Here is a 12,899-nt window from a genome sequence, read left to right on the forward strand (position 1 = left end):
TTACTGTTTAATGCCAACGACTTTACGGGTGACAGCCTGGAAAGGAGCCCATGTCGCAGACGGATCGCCGATAAAAGTGCTGATACGGCGCCCGGTTGCGTCAGTGCGGACGATTTCACGCAGCCCCGCGCCGGGTTCCAGACTGGATGCCGCTGATGCCTGCGCATCGGCATAGATTTTTTTCTCCGCAATACTCAGAAGCTGGCTGTCTGCGATCGCATGCAGATCCACTTCTTTATAATCGGGAGAGTATTTTTGCAGGCGGGTCATGATGCGGCGGCGATACGGCATCGCACGTTCCCCCGCCATAGGCTGCGGCGCGCGTTCGCCGAAAGAAGCAAAAACACTGTCGGCCTTGCACTGGGTATCAGCAATCTCATTACGTTCTTCGTCGCTGAGTTCCTGAGGTACACGGCTTTTCATTTCTTCCATGTCTGCGCGGATCTTGTCCAGTTCTGCATCCGCTTTGGCTTTTTCTTCGGCTTCAGCATCGGCTTTAGCTTTCTCCTCTGCGTCAGCTTTCGCCTTTTCTTCTTCTTCCTTGATGCGGGCGGCATCTTCATCCGCTTTGGCTTTTTCTGCGGCCTCCGCATCTGCTTTCGCTTTTTCCTCTGCGTCAGCCTTTGCGCGGGCTTCGCGAGCGTCCAGCGCCTGGTTAATGAGTGCTAATAATTTTTCTTCATCCATTTTCTGGACCTCGTTTAGTTTGTCGGATTTAACTCCCGTCGGTTCCCCCAGCTTGTCCCAGACGCCCTGCTCACAAATCGCAAGGTGATCCAGTAATTCCGGGGTTCCTTCCAGCAGCAGCGGTTCACCGTCAACGTTGATCAGAACGTCATCGCCGCCCACCACCGTGGGGGATGTACTCAGTTGCCGCGTTAAAAGGTTCGCGGCGGCGTCGGTGTCATAGATGCGGGCCATTCCCCACACCTCATCACCCTGTATCCAGGCAAACGTGATGGTTCCGATCGTCCTGGACGCGAATTCTTCGCTGTCGAGCGTGTTTTTCTCTGGATGCCACCAGATAACCGGCAGGCCAGCGCACCGGGCGATAAATTCATCCGTCAGATAATTTTCAGGTGATCGGTAGGCGTATTGCCTGAATTTGGATCGCCATGTAACACCCGTTCCGGTGATACGCAGCGCCCACAGGTACATATTTCTGAAAAATTGCGGGGATGTGAGTTGCCCGCCAGCAATAAGGCTGGCAACGTCCATTTCGTTGAGCGGTTCAGCGTCAAGCATCGCCACCATGCCAGGATGAAGCGGCTCGGGAAGTTCATCAGGAGAAAACCAGCCACACGCCTGATTTTCTTCATTCAGAACCGCATCAAACATCCCGGTATCATTGGCAAGATAGGTGACATAGCCATCAATCAGGGTGTGCGGCGTCAATGGTGCAGAATAATCAAACCCGCACTCTTCCAGCACTTCACGCCTTGCAGCAGACTCCGGCGTTTCCCCCTCTTCCAGCTTCCCACCCGGCACAGCCCACGAACCATCATCCCCACGCTTAACCAGAAATATTTTCCCGCCAGATTTAAACAGGATCCCGGCAGCGTAGGTTTTCACTTATCCTCCGTTTTTTATGGCCTCAAAGTTTGCAGAACGACGACCAACAGATTTATTCCCCTCGACGAACTTCCGCCATTTTTCGGTTTTCATCTCATCAGGGAGGCTTCGGACGTTGTAGATATAGGTGAGATAGCAACGACAAAATACTTCTTCGGCAGGCTGGGTAATTTCATCAAGATAGCCATCCGGCCCCACCTTCATAAAACCTTTCTTCAACGCCCAGTTGCCGCGTATCACATAGGTTTTAAGGTCACGATCCTTGTGTGGATCCCGGTAATCATAATTGGGCTGGCGCCAGTGGCTATGCCATACCGCCGCGATTGCTCCGCCGTCGGTCGCAATGATGTTATCGATGTTAGCAACCAGCTTATGCGTCTGATCCACCATCACACGGCGTTGCTCAAAATCAATCTGCCGCGCTGATTTGGCGATATGTTGACTCGTGGCAACCACCCCGGAACGCGATGAAGCAGACAAACCGGGACTTATTGATGTGATGGGGGGAATACTGGTAGCCCAGCCGCTGAAACGCTGAATTGTCCGATCCACTGCCTGTGTGCGGTTCAGCTTTATCAGGTCTGCCGATGCCATGATCCGCCTGTCCAGCTCTGCCCGCAGTTTTGGCTCCAGATAATTGAGCGTGAACCGGCTGACGCCGGGGTGACGTTTAAGCGCCCTTTCCCTGCCAACTTCCAGATCGTAGGCTGCTGTTAAGCGCCGGGAGACATATTTATAAAAATCACCCCCGCCGATTTTATCCTCTGTGGCATTACGCAGGCGCTCAGTCCACATCAGCAGACTTTCTTCACTGCTGTAGCCATGCTCCAGAAAGAATTTAATCGCATCACGCAGCTCTTTCAGAAAGGTGCTCATCAAAATTACCCTCGCCAGTTGTCGTTATATCCGGCGGATTTTGCTCAAGCAGTTCGTAATCCAGTTCCAGGCGATCCGCAAACAGGTTTTCGTTCATATTAGCGTTCTCACAAGCCCATTTAATGAGCGTCGCCCTGTTCTCCGGGTCGTTGGTAAGTTGCGGCAACAGAACGTTAAGCATCTCAGTGATCGCCTTAAAACGTGTTTCATCGACTTTCACTTTTTCGCTTTCCGGCTCTTTCAGGGACGACGGCCAGACATAATCGAAATTATTCACCCAGGAACTGAAAGAGGTCTCCCAACTGAGGCTTTTGTACTCAGGCAAATCATTTTTCAGTGCATCGAAAAACTCAGGTGACCACGCCCGGTACTGAACGATGCGAACGAAAAAATCATAAAGCGGCTGCAAATCTTTGCGCACATCGTCGATGTACTGTGCAACCGCTTTTGCATCTTCTGTACCTTCGCCAAACCCGCGCGTGAACGTCTCACTGTTGAGCAGAATCGCTGGCATATCTGCCGCCGTCGCGATATTCGCCAGAATGTGATTTCGGGCAGTATCCAGCGGCTTTTCAAGATTCTGCATGTCGAGTGATTCAATCTTGTCACTCGGGCCAACCTGCAATACATCACCGTTACCGCCGCGTTTCAGCATCCAGCGTTTAATACCGGACATTTTCTGCATCATGTTATTGACGATGGAACTGGCCTGCTGGATGAATGCCACCAGTAGCCCGGCTTTAATCGTCACCATGTCATCGGCACGCATCGACTGAATGAATGATTTCAGGGGGTAAAGCGCACGCTGATAAACGCTGCGCCCGGCGAACCCGAAAGACGACGGCGTATAAGCCAGGTAAATCGGATCTTCATTCATCATCACGCAGCAACGACTCTGGTGATAAGGTTGTCCCGCCGCAGTGACGCTTCCCACTTTCTGGAAATCAGCAGCATTAGGATCCTGATTAAGCACAACAGAACCGGCTGTATTCATCGGATCCAGCACGTTAAAGGTGATGGACTTCTTATACAGCGTGTCGAATTCTGCGGCTTCGTTAGTCGGCTCGCCATCAATCAACATCACTACCGCGCCAACACCATAAATACGCGACTGGCGCGCAACGTTGGCAATAATGCGATCGGCTTTAATGGCTTTCCATTCCCGTTCGAACGCCTCCCGCAACCGCTTTTCTGGTCCGCGCGTAACATGCACGGTTCGCGGTTCTGACATAGCAAGTTTGATCGGGCGATCAACCATCTTTCCGCCCAGCGGGTGAAACAAGTAAATCAGCTTGCAGAGCTCATACCCCGCCTGCGCGCCGGGTTCAATGCTTCCGCCCTCCAGAATCTTACTGAGGACGCCAGCATTACTACCCATGCAAATATCGTCGTCGTCCTGCATCAGAACCCCTCTCCGTTACCAAGACCAAGCGCGACGCCGTAGTTAAAGCAGTCAAAAAGATCGTCGTCCTGGTTTTCTTCGCCAATGATGAACCGGAGCACCTGAGTAAGAAGATGGTTTTTCTTCGACTGCTTGTACTCTACGATTTTGTCAAAAGCGTATTTAGAAATGCGTACTTTCCCGGACGCCACATAACCAGAAATGTTGATGGCGCGGGATTCTTTGGGAAGTGACGTTAAATCACTGTCGATAGGGTGAACGTTCCAGCCCTCGTTAGCGCCCTGCTGTAAAAGCGTGATGCCGGTTGCCTTATCTTCGATAAACAGGCCGGTAGTCCCCATGCGGGCGCGGCAAATTTCACTAAGTTGTTTGGACTTTCCGATCCACTGCGGCACAACGTCTTTCAGGAAATATCCGTCAATCTGGATAATGTCCCAGTCCAGAATGATGAGGTGTGGCGATGGCAGATTATCCAGCGCAAACCAGATACATGCGGATCCATCGTTCTGGAGTTGCCCTTTTTGCGCACAGTCAACGACGCCATAAACCGTGTCACAGGAAAACGGATAATCGACGGGCGCACCGTTCTCCAGCAACCAGTCGAGTTTGAAAAAGTTCTGCCCGCGCCAGTCAACGAATTCAGCGTTGTATTCCTGCTGAACCACCAGCGGCGGGCGGCCGTCAATAATTCGCGCCAGCGCCGCCGGATTAATCGTAGGGTTTGCAGCAGTCGGCGCGTGATGCTCCTCCCAGCCCATCGATTTATCGTTACATGCCTGGTAGAAGAAATTCTCGTCATCAACGCCTTTCGGCGTACCGGCCATTACTGCATCGCCGTCAAAGTCGAGCAGCGTCGGCTCTATTGCCTGTTCCCAGATATCACGCATGCCCTTCTTAACGAGGCTTCCCTCATCAATAATGACTTTGTGGTATTTACGGGAACGCCCCGCATCAGGGTTATCCAGCGTCCAGAACTCCACCAGCCCGCCGCCCATCACTTCAATGATGGAATCGGTCTTGCTTGAGCTCGTTGTGATCGGGCGTAATAAATCGCGGATAGTTTTAAACGACGGCAACAGGATTTTATAAGATGGCGCAAACCAGCCTACGCGCATCTGCCGCGCCGCCCAGTTACCGCCAGCCTGTTCAAGCATGGTGGTTTTACCGAAGCGGCGCCCGGCGCGGATAACTTTTCGCTTAGCCGGAGAACGATAAATTTTCTTTTGCCCTGCATGGAACGGCAGGAACTCAATAACGTGTTCAGTCGCCATCAGGGGAATTCACCAGTTTAATGATCACCGTTGGCTCGTTGCCTTTGCCATTTCCTTTTTCCTTGCCCGTTCCGGGGCCACGAGCAACAAGCAATCTGGCTAATTCACGACGAGCAGCATCCTTATCCGCAGTATTTATTTCGATGCCGAATTTACCGAGCTTCACGCCCTGCAACAGATAACGCGCATCGCCCTCTAAATCACGGGTATCAGCAAAGAAAGCCTCCCCCTTTCCCTCCCCGTTGCATCGAGGACAATCAGGGTTAGGATCAGCGTTATCGACAAAACCAATTCCACCGGAAAGATCCGGCGGCGGTTTATTTTCCGACTCGGCTTTTTTTTCTGCCCTTATCTGCTCTTCTAAATCACGCCATTGGTATTTGTGATTCTCCCCCCAGCAATAACGGCAATTGACGCGCCTGTATTGCGCTATTTCATTGGGGTCGGCGTTGATAATGGCGACGAGCTGAGTAATCACATCATCCAGCTCGGCGGAGTAGCGTTTCTGTCGCTCGTTCCTGAGGTGGTGAACATAACGAGAAACCCTGGCATTTCTTAGCATGCGGGATGCATTGGAATATGCTGTGTTTCCTTCGCCTTTGTACCCGGCCAGCCGGTAAGCCTCGACTCTGGTTTTTCCATCCACCACAAATTGCGCGAACGTCATTAACTGGTCAGAAAGTCCGAAATCATCAGGCGTTTCGTTATCCTCGTGCACAGAGCGCGACGCTGATAATTTTTCTGCGGCTTCCCCCTTATCAGCGTTTTTTTCTTCGCGTTTTACCGACTCCGAATTCGCACTTTTTTTCGGAGTTTTTTTTCGCGATTTTCGCTCCGATTTTTCTGTTTTATCTCCCCCACCAGCCAGCAATGCTTTCGCCGCTTTTATCGAGATATACGCTTTCGCAGTTCCCCACGAAAAACCCTCTCTTTCGCACCACTCCTTAGGAGATATTCCCGTCCGCTTCCATTCATCAGCGAACAGGGATAATCGTTCCTCCCAGTTCACTCTGGACATACAGAATAATCCTCTGGTCTGAAAACTATTACTCCGGCAATACGTGAGAACGAGAAGATCGAAAACAGATCCTTTATGCTGCCGTGAGCGCCAAACCTGCCGGGAAATCAGAAGAAAATAAAAAGCTGCATGCTGTCATGCGCAGGGTGCACGGTAGGAAACAACATTCAGCTTTGCATTATCGCAGACACTCAGGGAATGCCTGCTGTAGTGCTAATGCTGTGTCACTTTGTCGTAGGTTCGTTCGCAGACGCTTCCTGCGACATAACGCTCATCAGCTTCTTTTGCGAATTCTCCCGCCATTGCGTCAGCTTCGCTGAGCAGCTCGGCGAGCAAGCTGGCGGCCTCGGCTTTTGCCGCGCCTGCTGCTGCAAGGGCGGAAATGCGGCCGGTTTCACTTCTGGCGAGTTGCCGTTGTAGGATTGTGAGTTGCTGTTGCAGCCCGCCACGAGCACGGTTAGCAGCATCAACATCAGACTGCACTTTTGCCAGTTCTTCATCTGCCCTTTCCCGTTCTTCATCTGCGGCGCGCCGCCGGCGCTGTTCTTCTGCCCGTTCGGATACATCCCTGTGCAACGCAGCGGTAGAGTCAGCCAGATCGCGCTGTAACCACTTCCCTTTCCAGTCGGAATCCGCAGAATCAAACCCCGCGCTGTATGCTCGCCATAACAAAAAAACCACCAGCAAAGTGATCGCCAGTGGCTTCCAGTATTTTTCGAGAATGGACATATCATGTCACCGTACCGCCGAACTCTTTAAACTTCGCGATCAGCGCATCGAGTTTATGTTCATGCTGCCCATAACCAGCCCCCGGAAGTGAAGCCCAGATATTCCGGCAGCGGGATATTGCACGCTCAATACGCCCCGCCCTGACATCTTCCAGTGCGCCACGCTCGCGGATTAGCTGGATCGCAAGTTTATCCTGCGACTGAGGGCTGAAATCCGGCAGTGCAAGCTGTTTCTTATAATGCGGCCAGTAAAGGTAAAGCTGCTGGTAGCGCCCTGACGCCGTGGACTTTTCACCGCGACGGTTAAACACTTTCGCCGGTCGGCCATGCGCGAAAGGATGGTCGCTGTAATCGGTGAAAATCTCCGGTTTGCCGTCCATTCCTGTGACAATGACGTCATAGCCGCGATTTCTTGTCAGCGGGTGTGTCGCCGTTCCCTCGGCCCATGCCAGCATGTCGAGAAAGGCCTGGAGGTTTTTGCTAGTCTGCATTGTCTTCCCTCTTCGGTTTGAAGATGCGCATCGCATTACCTCGTGCCTGAACAACAGCCACACAGAGAACGACGTTAATGATGGTTTCCGCAGGATTCGCCACACTATAGCGACCACAAATAATCAAAATCGCGATTGATCCGCAGGCAATCATCAGCACGAGAGCGAAAAGCGCACCAAGAATTTTATGCGCAGCTCCCTTGCGCTGATATGTACCCAGACTGGTCGCTATCACGATGCACGCAACCGCGTTAACCATAAGGAGGAATTCATTTAGCGTTACCATCACCACCCCCGGAAATTAACCGGCTGAGGATTGTCTGGATATTTATTTTCCTCATTGAGATGAGGATGCACACCCCAAGCGCAGCCGCTACGGTGGCCCCCAGCCAATTGCCGATCGTGATATCGTCAGGAAGATATTTCCCGATCAGATCGTTGAGAATTGCTGCTGTGAAATCCGCCCCCAGAATGCCGATTAGAAATGAAGCGACGAAATATCCCACCTGGGCAAATCGGCTAAGTTCCTGAGAAGAGAGAACGTAGACAACAGCGCCAGCAAATGCGCCGACATACACCCCCGCAGGCGTATTTGCCATCAAACTGGCAAACGTCACGCTCGTTAAAGTCACCGTCGTTGTTGTGACAGTGGATACAGGTTCGCTCACCATAGCCCCCTAAATATGTAGCCCGGCGAAGCGAGCCTGCTGTGAATAAAAAAAACCCCGAAAATCCAGGAGCGGAAAACGGGGAAAAGCTTTGCACTAAACGGGCCTGTCAGCGGCCTTAAATAAGAAAGCCCCAGCTAATGCCGAGGCTATGCTACTATTTCTGCTGAGTTACCGCCGAAAATGCTTAAGATATACACTACCAACTATTTAGATAGGGAATATCCATATGAAACGATTTATTCTCGGTATTTTTGCTGTCGTTTTACCAACACTCCAGGCGAATGCAGTGCAATTAACCCAAGCTGACTGCAATTATGCAATTGAGAAACTTAAATCCTTTAACGCTGATGCTAATGCCAATCCCGGTAAAAGAACCACCTTTGAAGAAAAAGCAACATATGCCTATGCCGAGGCATGCGAAAGCGCTGGATTAGTAACAATCTATGGATATTTACGAGAAGCCCCGGAAGCATCACCAGAAGTCACAAAATTTTGTCAGCAAAATGCGAAAACCAGCGGCGAGGCCGAACGCTGCCTAGCAACCGGGAAACTGGATGATTAATTACAGATAGCAAAAAACCCGCCATCGAGCGGGTTTTAATGTGTTCATGTTCTGCTTGTCGCCTCGCGGTACAGCTTACGAAGCATATATGAATTTAAGCAGTTTCCGCGCAAGCCCGCAAGCGAAATTTGCTGCTATCTGTACCGAAAGCATCACATAATGGTACATAAAGCATATATTCTGCCGTATGTAGCCAAACATCAATACGGCTTTCACAGGTTCTCAGGCACCATTCAGGGTGTTTATCGTTCAATTCCCGCGCTAGTTTCTTTTTACTTTTCCCTTTTCCATCATAACGCTCGTGTAATAACTCAATTAGAGCCGGGTGATCAGCTAAAACTGTCCCCACGACGCGATCGATAATCAGAGCCTCAGCATCAGTACAGTGAGCCAGATGACTCTTTTTATTCCCGGTCATCATTTCGCGAAGAAACATTTCCAACTCAGGTTTGCTTATTCCTGCCTTCTTCATCCTGCGCAGTGCTTCATTAATAGCTGTCTTTGTTATTTTTTTATTTACCAATAACTGGTTGAACATATTCCCGACTCGTCCGCCGCCGATATATGACCACCGCCCCCACATTTTTAAGCGGCCCTGGACCATCATACTTTCGAGAGTATTCAGGCGGATCATTTCCCCTGCCTTACCTATATTTGTTGGGTAAATCATATAAAGCCCTCTTCTCTCCAGATTTGTTGAGTACGCAACACACCCTCGGCATGCATCAGCCGAAGTTCATCACGGGTAAATTCTTTTGTTTTGGTTCGACCATCGATCAGGTCATGGCATGCGCTACAGGCGATCGCCCCCTGCATATCATCGGGTTTACAGGCCGTGCCGCAGGTTCCGGCAAGCCGGTAATGTGCCAGTACGCTGGTTTCCGGGTTGAAATTGCAGATTCCTGGTATACGCACAGTACATTCACGCCCGCGCGCTTGTTTTGTGAGATCAACTTTTTTCACGCTGCAACCTCCCTTGAGAGGCACAGTTCAGGGAGGTTGGCACGTACAAGCGCTTCAGCAAATTGCGGCGGCACAGCGTTACCACAACGCGCCACTTGTTTATCTTTTGCGTAGCGGTTGCCGTCTGCGTCCCGATCGATCACATACCACTCAGGAAAACCCTGGGCGAGATATAGCTCATGTGGTTGCAGCATGCGCATACCGATATCAACGATCCGGTATGTGATCCCATCGATATCCACAAGCCCGGTACACTCTTCGCCACAGTATTCGCGCAGGAACGCCAAAGTCTGCTGCGCGCGCTGTTCGTCGTAGTGCTCAACTGCCAGAGTGGTTTTCACCTCCCCAATATGCTGGCCTCCGGCGGTAATCGTTGGCACCGGCTGATCCATTTTTTGACCGTCTTTGCAGAACCCTCGCAAATGCACAAGATGAGAAGTCACTACAGCATGATGATCAACCGTCGTAACTGAGTGAGTCGGCTCATCCAGCCCGACGCCCGGCCCCGTATAATTGCCGCCGTAGTGTTTCGCCAGAAATGCGCTGGCCACGGCGAACTTGTTACCACCAGCGGTTACTGTCCCTAACGGTTTTTCGATCTGGAGAACGCGAGGTTCCTGACCCGGCCTTTCCCCGTATCCCATCTGGATCAGTGTCGATGTAACAAGTTGCGATTTACCGCCGCCACCAGCGGTAATAGTCGCGCTCGGCTCATCTGCGCGGTGGCCGGTGCTGGCGCCAAACTGTCTGGCGATAACCGGCGCAACGACACATGCCCGGGATTGTTTCAGTATAGTGTGAGCTGGTTTATCCAGCGGGCGCGGCTTAGCCTGGTACTCACTGCCGCCGTTACCAGCCAGGAACGGAGTCAGCGCAGCTTCAACGATACCAAGCGCATGACCATTCCCGCCCGGGCGCGCCGACGTGCCAGCGGTTACAGTCGGTACTGGTTCGGTGACTTCCTGCCCGGTTGCGCCGGTACGGAACTTCGTCAGATGCGGTACTGCGATGGCGTAACCAGGAGTTTTCGTGATCGTCTGTAGCGGTTCGCCCAACGCCTGCCCCCGGAAACAGTCATAATGCGTTTTGGTGCTGGTGTGGTTGCACTTCACGATAAACGGCGACGCACTGTCGATAACAAATCGCTGGATGCCGCGCGCGATGCGCTTAAGGGTATTTTCTGCCAGCGGCTTTTTGCGTTCGAAAATTGACGGGCACGGGATTGACCAGTCAATGCACTCAGCAGCAGTACGCCACGGCGCCAGCTTACCAGCCTGGACAGCCGGTGATTTCGGGTCGCCATGTGTTGGCTCAGGCCACACAATCGGTTTTCCGTCACAACGCATAACCATAAAAAAGCGTTTTCTGATTGTCGGTGTACCGTAATCACAGGCGCGTAACTCACGATACTCTACGGCATAGCCCAGCCCTTTAACCAACCGCGCAGCAGCATCGCTGTCGATAGATATTTCAAGAAATTCGCAGCACTCCGCCAGTGCCGGGTGATCAGCCCGGATGCCAGTAGTCAGCATGCCGATGAACGCCTGGAAAGTTTCACCAGCACGAGCCGGATCGGGGCGCATTTCACCAGCAAGCAGCGGTCCCCACGTTTTAAACTCTTCGACGTTTTCCAGCTTCATTACCCGGGGTTTAACTTCCAGCGCCCAGCGAAGTACAATCCAGGCTAACCCGCGAATCGCTTTTTCGACAGGCTTTGCACCCTTCGCTTTTGAAAAGTGGCGGCAATCCGGCGAGAACCACGCCAGAGCCACAGGGAGACCACCAGTAGCTATTTTGGGCTTAACATCAAAAACTGATTCGCAATAATGCAACGTCCTCGGGTGATTTACTGTATGCATCGCGATAGCATGTGGATCGTGGTTGATCGCAATGTCTACCGGACGACCCGTTGCTAACTCTATTCCTGTGCTCGCACCACCACCGCCAGCAAAATTATCAACAATTATTTCGCGCATGGTTCGCCCTCCATAGCATCAGCAAGGATAGATATTTCGTGAATAATGGTTTCTTCTGGGGTATCAACCAGCCACAGACGGTTAATATGTGCTCTGAGTTTTTCGGCATTCTGATTATCTATTGCCGCATTGCCGACTGCTGTCAGAAACAGATTCCGCACTTCATTAGGCCATTTAGTCACGCGGCAAACTCCAGTAGCTGCATGGCTACGTTTTCGGCTTCTTTTTGGGATGCAAATTTGCGGAAAAGAATTACGTTCCAGAGGACATTGAAAACGGCTTTGTACACTTCGTGAAATTCGGCCTCGCTCATATTCGCAAAGCTGATAGAACGAGCTTCCCGGCGGCGGGTATTGTCCGGTAAAACGAACTCGTCATAGAAACCGGCTTCTATCGTCGCCCACTTCCTGAAAGCCTCGAACGATTTAACCACGGCGTGACCGTTCGCGCGCCGCTGCGCTGTGAGCTCTGCATAAGCAATTTCGGTTTCAATGAGAATGTCGTCGTTAGCAACGATGGAGATCAGGTAACGAACATAACCTGTAAGATACTGCTTTTCGGCAGGGGTGATCGTCCCGCCCGTCGGCGTCCAGTATTCGAACCCAAGATTGAGGAGCGCGAAAAAGCGCTTATGGAAAAGATAATTTCTGGCCTGCTTAACATCACAGTTAAGCCACGCGCCAGTTTTCACACGTTGCAAAAGTTCACTGGCCTCGGGCGTAGCCGTGGTCAGTGTCGTTGATGAGGTTTTTATCAGTTGAATCTGTGCCATCGGTTGTTCTCCGTGGCACAGTGTTACTCAGCAGGTTGTTCAGACCTGTTCGTTGATTATAACTGATGTTACTCTGCTTCTGATACTTTCAAACCAGCTTTTTTTCGTGCTTCTTCCAGAGCTCGCAATGACGTTACGAACTCATCTTTGCGCAGCGCAAATCCCCGTTCAGCCTTGCCCTTAACAAAATAAATAAGCACCGGGCCAGTTAATGCCGGTAGTCCAGGGATCAAATCATCTGGAATATGCATGGGATGCCCCTACGGTGGTCCTACACCCAACAATGACAACAGGAGTAGTAATTTTCAGATAGCTGGCGGCTGCACCCGTCAACAAAAAAGGATTACTCAATAAAACCAGTCGTCGGCGCTTTCCCAGGTCTCTTGCAGGATCTCTTCAATACGTTTTTTATCATCGTCGGCGCCACCGATAATACTGAGGCCATCGGAACCAGCGCGCCGGATTATCAGATTGCAGTCATCAAAGTTCCGCTCCAGCCGACGGAGTAGCTCCTGTTCCAGAGCCGGTACTGCGCCATCAGGCAATTTTTTAGTACGGTCGATTGTCACTTCGATTTTCATTGCTCATCCCTCCCCA

Annotated in this window: 17 protein-coding genes; 1 reads left to right on the top strand and 16 read right to left on the bottom strand. The window is 51.5% G+C overall.

What is annotated here, in order from left to right:
• The 9 genes from OGY62_RS11375 to OGY62_RS11415 form a co-directional block, all read right to left on the bottom strand.
• On the bottom strand, window positions 1–1,572 hold the full coding sequence (locus OGY62_RS11375; RefSeq protein ID WP_194208800.1) for an NUDIX hydrolase: 1,572 nt from the start codon (window positions 1,570–1,572) through the stop codon (window positions 1–3).
• Window positions 1,573–2,448 carry a hypothetical protein gene (locus OGY62_RS11380; protein ID WP_194208801.1) on the bottom strand — a complete coding sequence of 292 codons (876 nt, stop codon included), beginning with the start codon at window positions 2,446–2,448 and terminating at the stop codon, window positions 1,573–1,575.
• Window positions 2,420–3,850, bottom strand: coding sequence for an anti-CBASS protein Acb1 family protein (locus OGY62_RS11385; protein WP_194208802.1), 1,431 nt, complete (start codon window positions 3,848–3,850; stop codon window positions 2,420–2,422). Before OGY62_RS11385 ends, OGY62_RS11380 begins: the two co-directional genes overlap by 29 nt.
• On the bottom strand, window positions 3,850–5,121 hold the full coding sequence (locus tag OGY62_RS11390) for a hypothetical protein (RefSeq protein ID WP_194208803.1): 1,272 nt from the start codon (window positions 5,119–5,121) through the stop codon (window positions 3,850–3,852). Before OGY62_RS11390 ends, OGY62_RS11385 begins: the two co-directional genes overlap by 1 nt.
• Window positions 5,111–6,139, bottom strand: coding sequence for a terminase small subunit (locus OGY62_RS11395; RefSeq protein ID WP_194208804.1), 1,029 nt, complete (start codon window positions 6,137–6,139; stop codon window positions 5,111–5,113). The genes OGY62_RS11390 and OGY62_RS11395 overlap by 11 nt, the downstream gene beginning before the upstream one ends.
• Window positions 6,140–6,352: 213 nt before the next feature.
• Window positions 6,353–6,868 (bottom strand): DUF2514 family protein, encoded by a 516-nt coding sequence (locus tag OGY62_RS11400; RefSeq protein WP_194208805.1) that lies wholly within the window; start codon window positions 6,866–6,868, stop codon window positions 6,353–6,355.
• 1 nt (window position 6,869) lies between these two features.
• Window positions 6,870–7,358 carry a glycoside hydrolase family 24 protein gene (locus tag OGY62_RS11405; RefSeq protein ID WP_194208806.1) on the bottom strand — a complete coding sequence of 163 codons (489 nt, stop codon included), beginning with the start codon at window positions 7,356–7,358 and terminating at the stop codon, window positions 6,870–6,872.
• Window positions 7,348–7,644 carry a phage holin family protein gene (locus OGY62_RS11410; RefSeq protein ID WP_194208807.1) on the bottom strand — a complete coding sequence of 99 codons (297 nt, stop codon included), beginning with the start codon at window positions 7,642–7,644 and terminating at the stop codon, window positions 7,348–7,350. The genes OGY62_RS11405 and OGY62_RS11410 overlap by 11 nt, the downstream gene beginning before the upstream one ends.
• Entirely contained in the window at window positions 7,628–8,029 is a 402-nt protein-coding gene (locus OGY62_RS11415; protein WP_194208808.1) for a putative holin, read from the bottom strand. The genes OGY62_RS11410 and OGY62_RS11415 overlap by 17 nt, the downstream gene beginning before the upstream one ends.
• Window positions 8,030–8,255: 226 nt before the next feature.
• Here OGY62_RS11415 and OGY62_RS11420 point away from each other — a divergent pair, with 226 nt between their 5' ends.
• Entirely contained in the window at window positions 8,256–8,591 is a 336-nt protein-coding gene (locus OGY62_RS11420) for a hypothetical protein (RefSeq protein WP_194208809.1), read from the top strand.
• A gap of 94 nt (window positions 8,592–8,685) precedes the next feature.
• Here the strand turns inward: OGY62_RS11420 and OGY62_RS11425 are convergent, their stop codons facing one another.
• The 7 genes from OGY62_RS11425 to OGY62_RS11455 form a co-directional block, all read right to left on the bottom strand.
• Window positions 8,686–9,261 carry a DUF1133 family protein gene (locus OGY62_RS11425; RefSeq protein WP_194208810.1) on the bottom strand — a complete coding sequence of 192 codons (576 nt, stop codon included), beginning with the start codon at window positions 9,259–9,261 and terminating at the stop codon, window positions 8,686–8,688.
• On the bottom strand, window positions 9,258–9,554 hold the full coding sequence (locus OGY62_RS11430; protein ID WP_194208811.1) for a DUF1364 domain-containing protein: 297 nt from the start codon (window positions 9,552–9,554) through the stop codon (window positions 9,258–9,260). The genes OGY62_RS11425 and OGY62_RS11430 overlap by 4 nt, the downstream gene beginning before the upstream one ends.
• Complete coding sequence (locus OGY62_RS11435) at window positions 9,551–11,530, bottom strand: DNA cytosine methyltransferase (RefSeq protein ID WP_194208812.1); 1,980 nt, start codon at window positions 11,528–11,530, stop codon at window positions 9,551–9,553. The genes OGY62_RS11430 and OGY62_RS11435 overlap by 4 nt, the downstream gene beginning before the upstream one ends.
• Window positions 11,518–11,712: a hypothetical protein gene (locus tag OGY62_RS11440; RefSeq protein WP_194208813.1), complete on the bottom strand. Its 195-nt coding sequence runs from the start codon at window positions 11,710–11,712 to the stop codon at window positions 11,518–11,520. The genes OGY62_RS11435 and OGY62_RS11440 overlap by 13 nt, the downstream gene beginning before the upstream one ends.
• Window positions 11,709–12,302 carry a DUF1367 family protein gene (locus OGY62_RS11445; protein WP_194208814.1) on the bottom strand — a complete coding sequence of 198 codons (594 nt, stop codon included), beginning with the start codon at window positions 12,300–12,302 and terminating at the stop codon, window positions 11,709–11,711. The genes OGY62_RS11440 and OGY62_RS11445 overlap by 4 nt, the downstream gene beginning before the upstream one ends.
• Before the next feature lie 68 nt (window positions 12,303–12,370).
• On the bottom strand, window positions 12,371–12,553 hold the full coding sequence (locus OGY62_RS11450; protein ID WP_194208815.1) for a hypothetical protein: 183 nt from the start codon (window positions 12,551–12,553) through the stop codon (window positions 12,371–12,373).
• 96 nt (window positions 12,554–12,649) lie between these two features.
• The gene (locus OGY62_RS11455; RefSeq protein WP_194208816.1) at window positions 12,650–12,883 is read right to left on the bottom strand and encodes a DinI-like family protein; all 234 of its coding nucleotides are present in this window, start codon (window positions 12,881–12,883) and stop codon (window positions 12,650–12,652) included.
• Window positions 12,884–12,899 lie beyond the last annotated feature (16 nt).

This window comes from Citrobacter sp. CK198, assembly GCF_030333295.1.
GTDB lineage: Bacteria > Pseudomonadota > Gammaproteobacteria > Enterobacterales > Enterobacteriaceae > Citrobacter_B > Citrobacter_B koseri.

Excerpts from the sequence above, each read along its gene's own strand:
- OGY62_RS11390 (WP_194208803.1), bottom strand. The coding sequence starts at position 5,121 with ATGGCGACTGAACACGTTATTGAGTTCCTGCCGTTCCATGCAGGGCAA.
- OGY62_RS11425 (WP_194208810.1), bottom strand. The coding sequence starts at position 9,261 with ATGATTTACCCAACAAATATAGGTAAGGCAGGGGAAATGATCCGCCTG.
- OGY62_RS11420 (WP_194208809.1), top strand. The coding sequence starts at position 8,256 with ATGAAACGATTTATTCTCGGTATTTTTGCTGTCGTTTTACCAACACTC.
- OGY62_RS11385 (WP_194208802.1), bottom strand. The coding sequence starts at position 3,850 with ATGCAGGACGACGACGATATTTGCATGGGTAGTAATGCTGGCGTCCTC.
- OGY62_RS11400 (WP_194208805.1), bottom strand. The coding sequence starts at position 6,868 with ATGTCCATTCTCGAAAAATACTGGAAGCCACTGGCGATCACTTTGCTG.
- OGY62_RS11435 (WP_194208812.1), bottom strand. The coding sequence starts at position 11,530 with ATGCGCGAAATAATTGTTGATAATTTTGCTGGCGGTGGTGGTGCGAGC.
- OGY62_RS11450 (WP_194208815.1), bottom strand. The coding sequence starts at position 12,553 with ATGCATATTCCAGATGATTTGATCCCTGGACTACCGGCATTAACTGGC.
- OGY62_RS11445 (WP_194208814.1), bottom strand. The coding sequence starts at position 12,302 with ATGGCACAGATTCAACTGATAAAAACCTCATCAACGACACTGACCACG.
- OGY62_RS11415 (WP_194208808.1), bottom strand. The coding sequence starts at position 8,029 with ATGGTGAGCGAACCTGTATCCACTGTCACAACAACGACGGTGACTTTA.
- OGY62_RS11380 (WP_194208801.1), bottom strand. The coding sequence starts at position 2,448 with ATGAGCACCTTTCTGAAAGAGCTGCGTGATGCGATTAAATTCTTTCTG.
- OGY62_RS11405 (WP_194208806.1), bottom strand. The coding sequence starts at position 7,358 with ATGCAGACTAGCAAAAACCTCCAGGCCTTTCTCGACATGCTGGCATGG.
- OGY62_RS11410 (WP_194208807.1), bottom strand. The coding sequence starts at position 7,644 with ATGGTAACGCTAAATGAATTCCTCCTTATGGTTAACGCGGTTGCGTGC.
- OGY62_RS11455 (WP_194208816.1), bottom strand. The coding sequence starts at position 12,883 with ATGAAAATCGAAGTGACAATCGACCGTACTAAAAAATTGCCTGATGGC.
- OGY62_RS11395 (WP_194208804.1), bottom strand. The coding sequence starts at position 6,139 with ATGTCCAGAGTGAACTGGGAGGAACGATTATCCCTGTTCGCTGATGAA.